Raw genomic sequence first — 16,184 nt, 5'->3', positions numbered from 1 at the left:
ACGACGTCATGCCAACTATGCCGCATGCCGCTCGGGGAAAGGGTTCGGGATCGACGAATGCGCCTGACGCGCGATGGCAAGGGGGCTTGCTGTCAACGCCGGACTGCGGCCTTTCGCCGGCAACGATTGAACGGGGAGAGACGGCGTGAGCGGGGCGTTCTGACATGCTGGAACTACGTAATACGTACCTGCGACTCGGCGTGCTTCCCGGCACCGGAGGCGGTATCGCCCGTTTCGACTGGCTGGAAGATGGCGGTCCCTTGCTGCGCCCCTGCGATGATCCGGACACCACGGAGCCGAATCGCCTGGGCTGTTATCCCTTGCTGCCGTGGAGCAACCGCATCGCCAAGGGTGGTTTCACCCATGAAGGGCATGATGTCGTCCTCGCACCGAACCGCAGCGACGAGCCCTACCCGATTCATGGCACCGGCTGGCAGCGGCCCTGGACGGTGGCGCATCACGACGCCACCGACATCGTACTGACGCTGCACGATGCCACGGCGGGGGCTTATGCCTTCCGGGCCACCCAGCATTACCGGCTGGATGGCCCCTCGCTGGAAATCCGCCTGCGGGTCACGAACACCGGCGACTTCGTGCTGCCCTTCGGCCTGGGCGTGCATCCGTTCTTTCCGCGCGATGCCGACACCCGTCTTCAGGCCGGTGCATCCGCACTGTGGATGAACGACGGCGAAGACCCGCTACCCATTGCCCTGATGCGTGTGCCGCCCGAGTGGGACTTCACGAAGCCGCGCCCGCTGCCCAGGGGGGGCATCAACCACGCCTTCACCGGCTGGCCGGGGCAGGCCGCCGTGCACTGGCCGTCGCGTTCGCTGCGCCTGCATGTGGATGCACAGGCCGATGTCTATGTGCTTTATGTGCCCGAGGGCGAGGATTTCTTCTGCCTTGAACCGGTAGACCATCCGATCAATGCGGTGCACCTTCCCGGGGGAGCGGTCGTCAATGGGATGACGGCCCTGGCCCCGGGCCAGCAACTGGAACGCCTGTTCCGCTTCCGCGTGGAAGCCGGCGTGGCATAGCGGGGCATCGCGCTCCATCGAATGACGAGGATACGCACGTTGAATACGTTCACCCGATATCGCCGCTTTTCGTCCGTGCTGGTCATCGCCCTGATGCCGCTTGCCGCCATGGCGGCCGGCAAGAACGACGCGACGCCACGCTACGACGCCTCGCAACGGGTGTTCCGTATCGACGCGGGCAAGGTCACCTATGCCATGGGCGTGAATCCCGACGGCATGCTGCAGAACGTCTACTGGGGTGCCCGGCTGGCCGAGGACGATCCGCTCGCCGCGCTGCCGGCGCCGGAACGCTCGTCGTTCGATCCGGCCGGCGCGCTGAGTCTGCAGGAATATGCCGGCTGGGGCGGCTCGCTCACCGCAACCCCTGCATTGAAGCTGCGCTTCGACGATGGCAATCGCGACCTGGTATTGCGCTACGACAGCTACCGCATCGACGGCGGTGATCTGGCCATCCTCATGCGTGACGCGCAGGCCGGCGTGAAGGTCACCCTGCATTACACCGCCGACGCCGCCACCGGCATCGTGGGACGCTCGGCCCATATCGAGAATGGCAGCGGCAAGCCGCTCACCATCGACAGCGCGGCATCCGCGACCTGGAGCCTGCCGCCGGCCAGCGACTACTCCCTGCGCTACCTCACCGGCACCTGGGCCGGCGAGTGGCATATGCAGACGCGTCCGGTGACGCCCGGCGCCACGGTGCTGGAAAGCCGCCGTGGCAGCACGGGCGACGAAAACAATCCATGGTTTGCCATCGGCCGTGGCAGCGAGTGGAACGAGGAACACGGCGATGTCTGGTTCGGCGCGCTGGCCTGGAGCGGCTCCTGGCAGCTGCGCGTGGATGAAGACATCCTTGGCCAGGTCCGCGTGACCGGTGGCTTCAACCCCTTCGATTTCGCCTACCGCCTCAAGCCGGGCGAAGCGCTGGACACACCCGTGTTCTACGCAGGCTTTACGAGCGATGGCGTGGGCGAGGCATCGCGCCTGCTGCACCGCTTCGAGCGTACGCGCGTGTTGCCGCAGGGGCCCACTCCGAAGATCCGTCCGGTGTTGTACAACTCGTGGGAAGCCACGGAGTTCAAGGTGGATGAGGCCGGGCAGGAACGTCTTGCCGAGAAAGCCGCCGCGCTGGGTGTCGAGCGTTTCGTGGTGGACGACGGCTGGTTCGGTGCGCGTGACAGCGACCATGCCGGCCTGGGTGACTGGGTGGTCAACCGGCGGAAGTTTCCCAATGGCCTGAAGCCGCTGATCGACCGCGTGCATGGCCTGGGCATGACCTTCGGTCTCTGGGTCGAGCCGGAGATGGTGAACCCCGACAGCGATCTCTATCGTGCGCATCCGGACTGGGTGCTCAACTTCCCGGATCGCGAGCGCAGCCTGGGCCGCCATCAGCTCGTGCTTAACCTCGCCCGCGAAGATGTCCGCGAGCACGTCTTCCAGGAACTGGATCGCCTGCTCACCGAAAACGACATTCAGTTCCTGAAGTGGGACTACAACCGTAACTGGTCGGAGCCGGGCTGGCCGCAGATGGCGCCGGACGAACAGCAGAAGGTGTATGTCGCCTACACGCGCAACCTGTACGACATCCTGCGTCGCCTGCGGGCGAAGCATCCGGCCATCGAGATCGAATCCTGCTCGGGCGGTGGTGCGCGCGTGGATCTGGGCATCATGGCGCTTACCGACGAGGTATGGCCTTCCGATAACACCGATCCGTCGGATCGTCTGTCGATCCAGGACGGTTTCAGCTACGCATATGCACCCGCGACGATGATGGCCTGGGTCACCGGCTCACCGAACTGGGTCAACGGACGCACCAGTTCACTGGATTTCCGTTTCCTGTCGGCGATGCAAGGGGGCCTCGGTATCGGTGCCAATCTGCTGGACTGGACGCCTGCCGAGCACGAGACGGGTAAGCGTTACATCGCTGAATACAAGACCATCCGCACCACGGTGCAGCAGGGTGAGTTGTATCGCCTGCTCTCGCCGCAGGGCAGGGCGCCGTGGTCGGCGACTGAATCGGTGTCGCCCGATCGCGCGCAGGCCGTGTTGTTTGCCTTCCAGCGCCAGGGCGAGGAAGCCCGCGCCTATCCGACGCTGCGCCTGCGCGGCCTCGATCCGAAGGCACGCTACCGCACGCGCTTCATCCACGGCACCGCCGCTGCCGGCACGCCGGAGGTCGCCAGCGGAGCCTACTGGATGCAGCGTGGCATCAACCTTGCGATCAAGGGTGATCTCCAGGCCGCAGGCGTGGTGTTCGAGCGCGTGCGCTGACCGATTCGTTCCACGCGCGGTGCGTCGCGCGGGAGCAGCAGGGGTTCTTCGACCGGTGCCCGTCATGGCGGGCGCCTCCTTCACCCATGGAGTCGAACCATGCACGACCGTAACCGTCGTTTCGCGTTACGCAGGCTCGTCATTGCCTGCGCGCTATCCCTTGTTGCCCCCTGCGTCATGGCGCAGGTCAATGGCGTTGCCCAGAAGCCTTATCTTGGCTGGAGCAGTTTCAGCCAGCAGACGATCGAACCGGATTTTCTGACCCAGGCGAACATGATCCGCCAGTCCGACGCGCTGAAATCGTCGGGGCTTCAGGACCATGGCTACACCTATATCAATCTCGACTCGGGATGGCAGGGTAGTTTCGATGCCAATGGCCGGCCCACGCCGAATTTGTCGGTCTTTCCCGACATCAAGGCGATGATCGACCATATCCATGCCAACGGTCAGAAGGCCGGCATCTACTGGATTCCCGGCGTGGAAGAACCAGCGGTGCAGGCGAACTCGCCCATCCTCGGCACCCCGTACCACATCCAGGACATCCTGGCGGTGCCGCATCGCGCCGGCAATGCCTTCGGTGGGCCCGGCACCTCGCCTTATCACTACAAGATCGATTTCTCCAGGCCGGGCGCGCAGGAGTACATGGATTCGGTGGTGGCGTTGTTTGCATCATGGGGTGTGGATTTCATCAAGCTCGATGGCGTGACGCCGGGGTCGTACAGCGATGACCTGAGTATCGACAACCGCGACGATGTGGCGGCATGGTCGCGTGCCATCCAGCGCAGCGGGCGTCCGATCTGGCTCACCGTGTCCTGGCAGGTCGGCAAGGATTACCTCGATACCTGGCGTGCCTACTCCAACGCACGGCGCATCGACGATGACGTGGAATGCGAAGGTCGTTGCGCAACGCTGACCAACTGGCCACGCATCGAAAAACGCTTCCGCGACCTGCCGAACTGGCAGGATGCCGCCGGTGGCTCGCAGGGTTGGAACGACCTGGATTCCCTGGACATTGGCGATGGCGACCTCGACGGCCTGAGCCTCGACGAAAAGCGCTCGGCCTTCACGTTGTGGTCGATGGCGAATGCACCGATCTATCTCGGTGGCGATCTGACGAAGCTCGACGATACGGGTCGCCAGCTTGCCATCAACGACGACGTGATTGCGGTGAACCAGTCTGGCAAGCCGGCGAAGCAGTTGCAGGCGGGCGATCTTCAGGTATGGGTGAGCGACCTGGGCAACGGACGCTATTACGTAGCCCTATTCAATATGAACGCGACGCGCACCGTTGCGGAGTGGCAGTGGCGACGCATGGGCATCAACGGCGCCTTGCGTGTGCGCGATCTCTGGACCCACAAGGAGCTGGGTCCGTCGTTCGGTAGCCATGTCACGGTGCTGCCGGGGCACGCCACGCAGCTGTTGCTCGTGGAAGCCATGCCGGGGCAGGTGGCAGCCGATCCATTCGCGAGCTTCGAGGCCGAAGCTGCAGCGCTCGCCGGTACGGCAGCCGTATATGCATGCCCGGCCTGCTCGGGTGGGAACAAGGTCGGCGGCCTCGGGCTTGGGGCTGGCAATACGGTGACGTTCGGCCAGGTCTACGCGCCGCGTGACGGCAGTTATTTTCTGCGTATCGATTCGCTTACCCAGGGCCTGCGTTCCTATCTGTATCAGGTAAACGACGGTCCGCAGCAGACCTTCAACTCCGGCGGCGGCAGCTTCCAGTTGCCCTCGTCGGGCACGGTGCCGATTTGCCTGCGCAAGGGCTACAACCGCATCAGCTTCGGCAATACGGTGAGTTATCCACCGGATCTGGATCGCATCGTGGTATCAGGCCGTGGCGACGCGCCGCGTCCTGACGTCGCCACGTATGAAGCGGAGTCGGCGGTGCTCGGTGGCACGGTCACGGCAGGCTTCAGTAATTATTTCTCGGGCCTCGCCAAGGCCGGCAATATCGGTGGCGGTGTTGCCAATTCTGTGACGTTCACCAGCGTCACCGTCCCGGCAACAGGGAACTATCAGCTGGAGATCGATTACGCGACGAAGGGAGCGCGGAGTCTGCAAATGTCGATCAACGGTGCCACGGCGATGGAGTTTGCACTCGACGGCAGCAGCTTCGACGACCCGGTGGCAAAGGTTGTGACGGTGGCTCTGAAGAAAGGGGTCAACACGATCCGCTTCGGCAACGCGAGTGGCTTCGCTCCCGACCTGGACCGCATCGTGATCGCTCCACCCGTCGTTCCGGCGCTGCTCGGGCTCGCTTCGTCGCCTTGCCGTTAAGGCAGCCGTGTCAGCCGGCCGGGATGGCTGGCTGACACTTACGGCACATGGCGCAGCTACTTGGGACGTGCGACGCTCCGGGCACTATCGTTGCGGGGGCATGGGATGGTCAGTCGTCGGGAATTCATCCAGGCGGTGCCGGCGGGTGCGCTGGCGCTCGCGACGGGCGCGGCGCCAGGTACGGCCGTGGCATCGGCACAGGCAAAGGCATCGTCGCTGGACAAGGCGGTGGCGCTGGTGGGAGATGACGTTCCCACCGCATCGACGAGCCTGCCTGCACGACTCCAGGGCGCGCTGGACACCACGACGAAAGCTGGCGACATGTACCTGCATAACGGCGCGACAGGGCGCATGGAGGAAGCCTTCGCCCGTCTGCTCGGCAAGGAGGACGCCGTCTTCATGCCCACGGGCACGATGGCCAACCAGGTCGCGATACGCATCCTCTGCGGCGACCGGCGTCATCTGTTGTTGCAGAAGGAAAGCCATGTCTACCGCGATGAGGAAGATTCCACGGCGATCCTGAGCGGGATCAATCCGGTACCGATCGAGGGAGGTACCGGTGACGGCCTGATTGCCTCGGTCGAGGCGGCGCTGGCGCAGCGCAAGGAGGATCCTTATCCGATCGAGATCGGCGCCATTTCGCTGGAAAGCCCTGTGCGAAGGCTGGATGGCTCCTGCATCTCGATGGACGTCATCGGCCGCATTGCATCGCTGGCGAAGACCAATGGCATCGGCATGCACCTGGATGGCGCGCGTTTGCTGTTGATGAGCGGGCAGCCCGGGTTTGATCCGCGTATCTATGCGGAGCCGTTCGACACCGTCTATGTATCGCTCTACAAGTACCTTGGTGCGCCTTTTGGTGCAGTGCTTGCGGGCAGCAAGCCGCAGATGGCACGGGCGCGCCAGCTCAGGCATATCTTTGGCGGCACCCTCTTCCACGGCTGGCCGGCGGCCCTGCTTGCATCGCAAGGGCTCGATGGCTTCTTGGGTCGTTTCGCGAAAGTCCGTACTGCGGGTGATGCACTGCTGGCAAAGCTGGAAGGCATGCCGGGCATCCGGGTGGAGCGGGTGGCGCGTGCGAGCAATATCGCGATCCTGCACCTGGAACCGCGCATTGTCGAAGGCCTGGGCAAGCGGGCCGAAGCGGCGAATATCTTCGTGGCGGGCCCGGAAGACGGGCGTCTTCCGATCTCCTTCAACGAAACCCTTCTGCGTCGCCCGGTGGAGGCCATTGCCGCGGTGTTTTCTCCCTGACAAGCCCATGGTGAAAGGGGGCTTGCGCGATGTCGAAAAAAACCTATAATGGCCGGCTCACGACGCGGGAATAGCTCAGTTGGTAGAGCACGACCTTGCCAAGGTCGGGGTCGCGAGTTCGAGTCTCGTTTCCCGCTCCATATTCAGGCCGACGGGTCTTCCAGACATTCTGTTGGCCAGTGAAGGAAAAAGAGGCGAAAGCCTCTTTTTTCGTTTCTGCCCCTTCCGTGGGCCATCCGCTCCAGGCAATACACCACCTCCAACACGGCCCGCCTGTTGCCGCGCTGTCGGGCGTTCCTGCGCCACTGGTCGCTCCGGGACCGGGATTTAACGATGTCCATATAAATCCAAAATAACGTGTCTTATATCTATGCTAGTGGTATAAGAAGCAAAATAAAGGAATTAATTTCCTTGATGGTTTGATGGCATAAATCTATAATTCTGGGTGTTAACTTCCAGAATCGAATTTGGCGGCCCATATAATGGATTTAAGCTTCAGTACATCGAGCGAAATCGTTCATCGGCTTTGCCAGCGGCTGCGTATGGAGCGGCTCGCCCAGCAGATGACGCAGGCCGAACTGGCTGCTCGGGCGGGCGTCGGCACCAACACCGTGTCCAATCTGGAGTCCGGGCGCAACGTGGGGTTCGAGACCGTCGTTCGCGTCGCCATGGTTCTTGGCCGGGCCCAGGAGCTTGAGGGCCTTTTCCTGCCCAGGCTGGATAGCATCGAGGACATCCGGCGCTACGAACACAGCGCCAGTCGCCAGCGCATCAAGAAGAAATCCGGCCATGCCTGAGCAGGTGAACGCCTACTACGAAGGCTGGGGCGAGCGATGGCGGTGGGGCACGTTGGTGTCTACCACGGCTATCAATGGTCGTCCTCAGGTCGTGTTCGAATACAGCGACGAGGCAAGGCAAAGGGGACTGGAGCTGGCGTCGTATACGCTGCCGCTGAATGGACCAGCGTTACGCAGGGGCTTTCCTTCCCATCAACTGGACTTGCCCGGGCCGGTCTACGACGCGTTGCCCGACGGCTGGGGTATGTTGCTGATGGACCGCATGTTCAGGCGTCGTGGTTTCGTCGCGGAACGCATCGGTGCACTGGAGCGGCTGGCATACATTGGCGGCAATGCCATGGGCGCCATGACGTTCGAGCCTGTGTTGCCCGAAGGACAGCGGTTACGTGCGCATATCCCCCTGGAGCAACTTGCTGCCGAAGTGCAGCAGGTGCTCCACGGTGAGGGTGGCGAGTTCCTGCAGACGTTGTTGATGGTGGGCGGTTCGCCCCAGGGTGCCAGGCCCAAGGCCCTGGTGTACCGGGACCCTGCGTCCGGCAGCTTCACCACGGCCGTCACGCCAGGCTTCGAGGCCTGGTTGATCAAGTTCCCGTCAGGGGAAGAGCATGCGGAGGTGTGCGCCATGGAAATGGTTTACGCCCATTGCCTGCGCCTGTGTGGCATCGAGACCCCTGACACGCAGTACTTCAGCCTTCCCGGTGGCCTGGCCGCGTTCGCCAGCAAACGCTTCGACCGCCAGGATGGCCTGCGCGTACCCATGCAAAGCCTCGCCACCTTTACGGGTGCCGACTACCGCTCTCCCGGGAGCCTGGATTACGTCACCTTCCTGCGTGCGACACATCGGTGTACCCATGATGTGCGAGAAAAGGCATCGGCCTTCGAGCGTGCCGTCTTCAACGTGGCGTTCAACAACAGGGATGATCACCCGAAGAACTTCGCCTACCTCATGTCGCCGGAAGGGCGATGGAGGCTCGCTCCCGCTTATGACGTGACGTTCTGCGAAGGGCCGGGCGGATATCACCAGATGGACGTGATGGGCGAAGCGCTGGCGATTACTCGTGCAGCCATGCTCAGGCTTGCCAGGGAAGCCGAAATTCCGGAGACGATCGCTGCCAGCATCATCGACAGCATCCGTGACGTGGCAAGCCGGTTTAAAGGCATCGCCAACGAACTTTTTCCGCAGGCGATTACACGCGACACGCTAGACATGATTCAACGTCGCATTGATCAGAACGTTGCCTTGTTGGGGTGACGCCCCGCAGTTTCCCTGGCACATGGCCCGTCGTTAGCTGCATAGCCGACGGCTAAGGAGCCTGCGCTCGCCCGTGGGCCCGGGCCAGCTCGAAGAATGCCTTGACATAGTCGACGCCCATATCGGCCTCGCGAACACCCAGATGGATCTGCTTGGCGATGCCATGGTTGCCCATGCGCAAGGCCACCAGGGGCATCTTCGTGGCGTATTCCTCGGCAAGCCAACGGGGCAGTGCCGCGACGCCCCGGCCGCTGGCCACCATCTGCATCATGATGTCGGTGGTTTCGATCGCTTTCTGCTTCCGGGGGCTGATGCCCGCCGGTTGCAGGAACTGGCTGTAGATGTCCAGCCGATCCAGGGTCACGGGGTAGGTGATGAGCACTTCGTTGGACAACTGCTCGGGGCGAAGCCAGGGTTCGCCAGCCAGTGGATGGGAGTGATTCACCACCAGCACCTGCTCGTAGTCGAACACCGGTTCGTAATGGAGCCCCGTTTTGTAAAGCGGGTCCGGCGTGACAAGCAGATCAATCTCGTGGCCAAAGAGCGCGCCGATGCCGCCGAACTGGAACTTCTGTTTCACGTCGACATCGACCTCCGGCCATGCCTTGAGGTAGGGCGACACGATCTTCAGCAGCCACTGGTAGCAGGGGTGGCACTCCATGCCGATACGCAGTGTGCCGCGCTCGCCCTGGGCGAACTGGCGCAAGCGGGTCTCCGCCAGTTCGAACTGGGGAAGCAGGCGATTGGCAACTGCCAGCAGGTATTCGCCCGCCTGGGTCAGGTGCATGGAGCGGCCCTGGCGCAACCACAGTTCCGTGCCCAGCTCCCGCTCCAGCTTGCGCATGGTGTGGCTCAATGCCGACTGGGTGAGACAAAGGAACTCGGCCGCCTTGGTCAGGGAGCCCTGCTCCTCGACGGCCCTGAGGATGGTGAGATGTCCACGCTCTAGCATGATCAGTTTCGATGGATGACTGAAAAAAGACCATCTTACTTCATGGGTTGGCGTTTTTATGCCAAGCACATCCCACCCGTTAAATGGACGTCCAAACCATGGGGTCAGCCCATGGCCCGGACGTCCAGCGCATCGGTGCGGCAAGGATGACTAGGCAGAGAGTTCGGCGCGGACGATATCTGCCCCGGCGCTGAGTGCGTTGAGCTTGCCCCTGGCCACCTGGCGGGCGAGTGGTGCCATGCCGCAATTCGTGGACGGATAGAGCTTGTCGGCATCGACGAAGCGCAGTGCCTTGCGCAGGGTGGCGGCGACTTCTTCCGCTGTTTCGATGGTATCGCTCGCCACGTCGATGGCCCCTACCATGACCTTCTTGCCGCGAACGAGTTCGATCAGGTCGATGGGGACATGGGAGTTGTGGCATTCCAGGGAAATGATGTCGATCTTCGATTTCTGCAGCTTGGGAAACGACTCTTCATACTGGCGCCATTCGGAGCCCAGCGTCTTTTTCCAGTCGGTGTTCGCCTTGATGCCGTAGCCGTAGCAGATGTGCACGGCTGTTTCGCACTTGAGCCCTTCGATGGCACGTTCCAGGGCGGCAACGCCCCAGTCGTTGACTTCATCGAAAAAGACGTTGAACGCCGGTTCGTCGAATTGAATGATATCGACGCCGGCAGCCTCCAGTTCGAGGGCTTCCTGGTTCAGGAGTTTTGCAAACTCCCAGGCGAGCTTTTCGCGGCTCTTGTAGTGATTGTCGTAGAGGGTGTCGATCATCGTCATGGGACCGGGGAGGGCCCATTTGATGGGCTGACGGGTCTGCTGGCGAAGGAAGCGGGCGTCGTCCACGAAAACCGGGCGCGGCCGGCTCACGGCGCCCACGACGGTCGGCACGCTGGCGTCGTAGCGATCACGGATGCGGACGGTCTCGCGCTTTTCGAAGTCGACGCCACTCAGATGCTCGATAAACGTGGTGACGAAATGCTGGCGGGTCTGCTCGCCGTCACTGACGATGTCGATGCCTGCCAGCTGCTGCTCATGCAGGGAGAGACGAAGGGCATCCCGCTTGCCTTCGGCAAGCTCTTCATCTTGCAATTTCCAGGGGGACCAGAGTTTTTCAGGCTGGGCCAGCCAGGAAGGCTTGGGCAGGCTGCCGGCGGTAGAGGTGGGGAGTAGTTTCTTCATGAAAGATAATGATTTTTCTGGTGGATTAGAGAGCGCACTCGGCTGCCCATTTTTCAAGGACCTGCCTGTGGGGCTTGATGAAATGCTCTTCCGTGAACCTGCCTTGCTTGACGGCCATCTGGCTACGCTCTTCGCGGTCGTAGACGATCTTGGTCAATGAATAATCCTGATGCTTCAGGCTGGGTTGATATAACGGGCCCGCCGCCGAGTTGGCGTTGTAGATCTCGGGACGGTAGATCTTCTGGAAGGTTTCCATGGTGCTGACGAGGCTGATCAGCTCAAGGCTGGTGTAATCGGCCAGCAGGTCTCCGAGGAAGTAGAAGGCCAGGGGAGCGACACTGTTCGGCGGCATGAAGAAGCGCACCTGAAGCCCCATCTTCGCGAAATACTGGTCCGTCGAAGAGAATTCGTTCTGCTCGTATTCGACACCGAGTATCGGGTGCTGTACGCCCGTCCGATGATAGGTCTTGCTGCTTGACGCGCTTATGCAGATGACAGGCGGTTTGTGGAAGTTCGCCTTGTAGACGTCCGAGTTCACGAAGTGCTTGAACAGCTTGCCGTGCAAGTCACCGAAGTCATCGGGAGCGCCGAAGGTGGGACGGTCGCGGTTGTACTCTGGCAGCAGCACGCTGAAATCGTAGTCACGCACATACGAGGAGAAGTTGTTCCCGACCATGCCTTCAAAGGAGCGGTTGGTTTTCTTGTCGACGATCTTTGTCTTCAGGATCTCGATCAACGGGAACGCATCACCGCCGGCAGCGGTGTCGATGGCCATTTCCACGGAAATGATGTCGAGTTCTACCGAGTAGCGATCCTGGCCGGGGTTGTCCCAGTGCGCCAGGTTATTGAAGCGATTGTCGATCATCCGCAGGGTATTGCGCAGGTTCTCCTGACGGCTTTCGCCCCGGGCCAGATTGGCGAAATTCGTCGTTGCGCGCGTGCTTTCCGCAGGATGGTAGTTTTCGTCGAAGCACGTGGTCTTGATGCTGAATGCAAATGCGTTGTTCATAGGGCCTGGCACCGTAAGGTTCTGCGATAAATGGTGAATCTGTCCGTGACCCGCTACGGGCCACCGATGCGCCCATCAGGCGGCGACGACATCAGCGACACGCGTGCGTAGTGCGCCGTGGGTCAGGTCGAGCAAGGGCATGGCGCGTTCGATAGCCAGCCTGGTCCTCTGGATCAGGGCCTCGTTCCGGACCTGATAGTCGACGTAATCCGCCTCGGTCGCGTAGACGCCCAAAGGCAATGTGCGTGCCTGGAAGAAGCTGAAGAGCGGGCGCAGCTGGTGATCGATCATCAGTGCGTGGCGCTCGCTTCCGCCGGTGGCGGCCAGCAGGACCGGCTTGTCCACCAAGGCATCCTGACCGATGAAATCGAAGAAATGCTTGAACAATCCCGTGTAGGAGCCGCGAAACACGGGCGTCACCACGACCAGGATGTCCGCTTGCTCAACGGCCACGAGTTCCCGTTCCACCGCGACCGGGAGCTGAGTGCGCCAGATCGCGCCGGAAAGGTGCGGTGCGAGTACTCCCAGTTCCACCAGGTGCTGCTCGCACGGGACCTCGTTGCCGATCAGCCCGAGCAGGTGCATTGCCAGCGTGGCAGCGCGTGAGGGGCGCTGTAGTCCGCCAGAGACGGCTACGGCACGAAGGGGACGTGTCATGTTCTTCAAAGACCCGGCGAGTGAGGGCGTAGCCGCTCCGGAAGAGGGAGTGGTCAACGTCGTTTGATGCTATCGATGGGCGGTCATGAAATAAAATGGTTAAAATTCACCCATCTATGAGCTTGAGTCATATGAATGGCCGCCACTCTGTGCTTTGAAGGTAAACCCCTTGATTTACATCGATAAGCCCGTAACGGCATTTAGCCTTACAGACGGCTATTCGCTGGAAGTCAGTGCGAGGGCCGTGCCCGTCCTGGCGGCGAACGCCGCAGGTATACCGCGCGGATCCATGGTTTCCGTTCCCTGGCTGCCGGGCGAGAGCAACGACGCGCGGCTTGCAGCCATCCGGGCCATTCGTGAGCTGGGCTTCCAGCCGATGCCGCATCTTGCTGCTCGCCGCATTGCTTCGCGTGTCGAGCTGGAAGCCTTTATCCAGCGCGCGGTCGCCGAGGGTGGCATCGAGCGGTGCTTTGTCATTGCAGGCGATCCGGCAACTCCCAAGGGGCCGTTCGCCGATAGCTACTCGTTGATTGAAACGGGCGTCTTCGAGCGCGCCGGCATCAAGGTGGTAGGAGTAGGTGGCCATCCAGACGGCCATTCGATCATGAGCGAGGCCGATCGCTGGGATGTCCTCGAACGCAAGTGCCAGGCCATCGTCAGTCGCGGCATGGCTCCCTTGATCATCACGCAGTTCGCCTTTGACGCTGACCTTGTCCTGGCCTGGCTGGGCGCATTGCGCGAGCGCGGCATCGCGCATCCCGTACGCGTGGGCGTGCCCGGCCCTGCGGGTTTAGCGGTGCTCGCGCGTTATGCCGCTTTATGCGGCGTGAGTGCATGCGCCTCCATGTGGGCCAGCTATGGCCTGTCACTTGGCAGGCTGCTCGGCACGGCAGGGCCCGATCACTTCGTGGATCGGCTGGTGGCTGGCCTCACGGCAGCCCATGGGGACGTGCAGCTGCACTTTTTCCCCTTTGGGGGCGTCGCACAGTCCGTGGAGTGGATAGGACGCTACCGGGCACGTGCGGGAACGGCACCATGACGTCATTGGCCGGCCACGGGTAGCGCTTTGGTCTGGTCCATTGGGACATCTGCTGCCCGATGGTACCGTCAGCAAGCAAAAAGCCCCTGATGCAGGGGCTTTTTGGTAATCGTGCCTGCCGGCTTGTGGTCCTAGCGCGGGCAGGTCTGCGAAAGGCCGTTCAGGCCTTCGCTGTCCTGGTGCAGGCTGGCCGTGGTGGTCTTGCCGTCGTGCACCAGGGTCAGTACGTAGAGACTGTCGAAATCGCTGTCCGGCCACTTGGGCACGATGCTGTCGTCGCCGCCGCTGTCCTTGACGATCTTCTTCACCAGCTTGACCAGCTGCTTGTGCTCCCAGGCCACGAAGATCGTGCTCGACCGGAAGTCGGAACCCAGCAGCACATCCTTCATGTCGCTGATGTCGGTAAAGCCATAGGGCACGTTCACCGGCATGCCCAGGCGGATCGCCGTGGGCTCGATGGTGGCCAGGGGGCGGATGTAGTCGAACTTGCCGGCGGGGTCGGAGACCTGCGTGGCGCCCGGGTCCGGAGCGAAGATCGCCGCCGGTTGGCCGTAGCGACCGATCAGTACATCGGGCAGGGCGAGCGAGCGGTTCAGACCCTGGCAGTCCAGCTGGCCATAGCCGCCGTCCGGCTTCTCGCCATGGCGCATGAAGACGATGGTTTCCGTGGTGGGCTTGCTCGCAGCGAGGGCGGCAGCAGAAGGGAGGCAGGAAAGCGCGATAAGGGCGAGGGCCGGAGTCAGGCGCATGCGACACGGATCCATAAGGGAGGTGAAGTGCGGCTATTTGCGCGCTGCGCCTCTTTCCGGACCCTTTCGGTCGGATAAACCGGAGCCTATCGGGTGCTGCTGCTGGCGGGGGCCTTGGGCTTGCCTGCGCAGATCGACCGGTTGAGTGCGCGATCGGCCTCGCTCTGGTCGGTGGCCGTGAGCCGGGCGATGCAGCTCTCGTAGGTGTCCGGTTCCGGCGCCCTGGACTGCGTGTCGAAATACACAGCCGCGACGATCACCGCCAGCACGATGGCGATCCACGGGAGGTAGTCGGTCAGGCTTCTGGGCACGGCGGGGTGGGGGAGTTGAACTGACGGCAATCATACGACGCCGAAAGCCGTGACGTGCACATGGAGTCGGCATCCCCTTCACGCCCTGCCTATCGACGGCACGCAAGGCTGGAGCCCTCATGAAGGAGGGGGCCGCCATGGCGCATGATCATAAGAATAGTCTGGGCGCCCTGGCCGCGAGCCGGTTGCTGGCGGAGGCGGCTGGCGGAAAATGGGGCCCGGCCATTGTCATCCTGGCGGGCATCGTGTTCTTTCGACGGTGGATGGCTGTGAGGGCTGCCCATCGGCAGCGGTCTTCCGTGCCCGCGCGGCGCTAGCAGGGTCCTGAACGTCCGGAGAGCGCGCTGTCAGAAAGCCCTCACACACGAGCCGGGAAGAGGATGACAATAGCCTCTGGTTTTTCCGCCCAGGGAGTGAGGGGTAACCCCACTACATGCCGTCGCTCGCCCACCCGATCATAGACCTGCGCTGGTTGTCTCGCCTGCACATCTGGCATTGTACGTGTTCGCAGGCTGCGCGCCTCCAGTGGGAGGCGTTCAGAAGTACGGTCGGCCCAGGGAGGGCTTCAGATGATTAACGTAGTTTTGGTCGATGACCATGAATTGGTCAGGACCGGTTTCCGGATGATCCTGCAGCAACAGGCAGACATCCGGATTCGAGGAGAAGCATCGTCGGCCGAGGAGGGCCTGCGCCTGATTCGTTCCCAGGCGCCGGATATCGCCCTGGTAGACGTCCACATGCCAGGGATGAGTGGCGTCGAGCTTACGGAGCGTGTGATCCGGGCCAAGCTTCGTACCAACATCGTGATCCTCACGGTGGTGGACGATGCGCGTTTCCCCAAGCGGCTGCTCGATGCGGGTGCCCTGGGGTATCTCACGAAGGGTTGCTCCGCCGATGAGCTGTTGAGTGCCGTCCGGCAGGTGGCATCCGGCCGGCGTTACCTCGCGCCCACGGTGGCCCAGCAGCTCGCGCTGGCGACGCTCGATGGCTCCGATTCGCCGTTCGATACCTTGTCCACTCGTGAGATGGAAGTCTCCATGATGCTGGTGCGTGGTATGCCGCTCACGTCCATTGGTGAAAGGCTGAATCTCAGTCCGAAGACGGTTTCCACCTATAAGCAGAGGTTGATGGAAAAGCTGCACGTCGATCATGTGGTGGGGCTGGCCCATCTCATGACAGTGCATGGGCTGCTTGATACGCATAATCATCAGGTTGGCAGCTGATTCGTTGCTGTCGTGAGTAAACAAAAACGCCGGGCAATGCCCGGCGTTTTTGTTGGTGGAGCGGGTTATTCGGGATGCACCTGGTATGCGGGGCCGTCACTCTGCCTGATTGGGTCGTGCCCATCTGCCGGTCGCGCGCGAGGCGCGCTCCTACAGGGGTGTCGGGGCGTGTGGGGTGCC

The 16,184-nt window shown here is 62.3% G+C and carries 14 protein-coding genes and 1 tRNA gene; 9 read left to right on the top strand and 6 right to left on the bottom strand.

The window, feature by feature from the left end; genetic code table 11:
• Positions 1–164 precede the first annotated feature (164 nt).
• The 7 genes from KR767_RS00600 to KR767_RS00570 all read left to right on the top strand — a co-directional run bounded on the left by KR767_RS00600 (position 165) and on the right by KR767_RS00570 (position 8,885).
• Positions 165–1,037: an aldose 1-epimerase gene (locus KR767_RS00600; RefSeq protein WP_166947213.1), complete on the top strand. Its 873-nt coding sequence runs from the start codon at positions 165–167 to the stop codon at positions 1,035–1,037.
• Between the two features lie 39 nt (positions 1,038–1,076).
• Positions 1,077–3,305 (top strand): alpha-galactosidase, encoded by a 2,229-nt coding sequence (locus tag KR767_RS00595; RefSeq protein ID WP_250877773.1) that lies wholly within the window; start codon positions 1,077–1,079, stop codon positions 3,303–3,305.
• Between the two features lie 99 nt (positions 3,306–3,404).
• The gene (locus KR767_RS00590) at positions 3,405–5,582 is read left to right on the top strand and encodes an alpha-galactosidase D (protein ID WP_250877772.1); all 2,178 of its coding nucleotides are present in this window, start codon (positions 3,405–3,407) and stop codon (positions 5,580–5,582) included.
• Positions 5,583–5,687: 105 nt separating this feature from the next.
• The gene (locus tag KR767_RS00585; protein WP_250877771.1) at positions 5,688–6,836 is read left to right on the top strand and encodes a threonine aldolase family protein; all 1,149 of its coding nucleotides are present in this window, start codon (positions 5,688–5,690) and stop codon (positions 6,834–6,836) included.
• Positions 6,837–6,900: 64 nt separating this feature from the next.
• Positions 6,901–6,976: transfer RNA gene (locus tag KR767_RS00580), tRNA-Gly, on the top strand.
• A 342-nt stretch (positions 6,977–7,318) separates the two neighbouring features.
• Positions 7,319–7,633: a helix-turn-helix domain-containing protein gene (locus KR767_RS00575; RefSeq protein ID WP_208392482.1), complete on the top strand. Its 315-nt coding sequence runs from the start codon at positions 7,319–7,321 to the stop codon at positions 7,631–7,633.
• On the top strand, positions 7,626–8,885 hold the full coding sequence (locus KR767_RS00570) for a type II toxin-antitoxin system HipA family toxin (RefSeq protein WP_250877770.1): 1,260 nt from the start codon (positions 7,626–7,628) through the stop codon (positions 8,883–8,885). The genes KR767_RS00575 and KR767_RS00570 overlap by 8 nt, the downstream gene beginning before the upstream one ends.
• Positions 8,886–8,937: 52 nt before the next feature.
• On the opposite strand, the gene KR767_RS00565 is transcribed toward KR767_RS00570, so the two are convergent.
• From KR767_RS00565 to msuE, 4 genes are all read right to left on the bottom strand, one after another.
• Positions 8,938–9,837, bottom strand: coding sequence for a LysR family transcriptional regulator (locus tag KR767_RS00565; RefSeq protein WP_250877769.1), 900 nt, complete (start codon positions 9,835–9,837; stop codon positions 8,938–8,940).
• Between the two features lie 150 nt (positions 9,838–9,987).
• The gene (locus KR767_RS00560; RefSeq protein WP_166947209.1) at positions 9,988–11,016 is read right to left on the bottom strand and encodes a methionine synthase; all 1,029 of its coding nucleotides are present in this window, start codon (positions 11,014–11,016) and stop codon (positions 9,988–9,990) included.
• 25 nt (positions 11,017–11,041) lie between these two features.
• Positions 11,042–12,025: a DUF1852 domain-containing protein gene (locus KR767_RS00555; protein ID WP_250877768.1), complete on the bottom strand. Its 984-nt coding sequence runs from the start codon at positions 12,023–12,025 to the stop codon at positions 11,042–11,044.
• A gap of 75 nt (positions 12,026–12,100) precedes the next feature.
• A complete protein-coding gene (gene msuE, locus KR767_RS00550; RefSeq protein ID WP_166947207.1) occupies positions 12,101–12,682 on the bottom strand; it encodes an FMN reductase in 582 nt (193 codons plus the stop codon).
• Positions 12,683–12,851: 169 nt separating this feature from the next.
• Here msuE and KR767_RS00545 point away from each other — a divergent pair, with 169 nt between their 5' ends.
• Positions 12,852–13,721, top strand: a complete 870-nt coding sequence (locus tag KR767_RS00545) for a methylenetetrahydrofolate reductase (RefSeq protein WP_345779888.1) — start codon at positions 12,852–12,854, stop codon at positions 13,719–13,721.
• 131 nt (positions 13,722–13,852) lie between these two features.
• Here the strand turns inward: KR767_RS00545 and KR767_RS00540 are convergent, their stop codons facing one another.
• Both KR767_RS00540 and KR767_RS00535 read right to left on the bottom strand, forming a co-directional pair.
• Positions 13,853–14,470 carry a hypothetical protein gene (locus tag KR767_RS00540; RefSeq protein WP_250877766.1) on the bottom strand — a complete coding sequence of 206 codons (618 nt, stop codon included), beginning with the start codon at positions 14,468–14,470 and terminating at the stop codon, positions 13,853–13,855.
• An 86-nt stretch (positions 14,471–14,556) separates the two neighbouring features.
• On the bottom strand, positions 14,557–14,781 hold the full coding sequence (locus tag KR767_RS00535) for a hypothetical protein (RefSeq protein WP_166947204.1): 225 nt from the start codon (positions 14,779–14,781) through the stop codon (positions 14,557–14,559).
• Positions 14,782–15,350: 569 nt separating this feature from the next.
• On the opposite strand from KR767_RS00535, the gene KR767_RS00530 reads away from it, so the two are divergent.
• A complete protein-coding gene (locus KR767_RS00530) occupies positions 15,351–16,004 on the top strand; it encodes a response regulator (RefSeq protein WP_166947203.1) in 654 nt (217 codons plus the stop codon).
• The last annotated feature ends 180 nt before the right edge of the window (positions 16,005–16,184 follow it).

Origin of the sequence: Luteibacter anthropi, assembly GCF_023699965.1 — a bacterium.
Lineage (GTDB): Bacteria > Pseudomonadota > Gammaproteobacteria > Xanthomonadales > Rhodanobacteraceae > Luteibacter > Luteibacter anthropi.
This window is presented reverse-complemented; position numbering and strand designations above follow the sequence as displayed.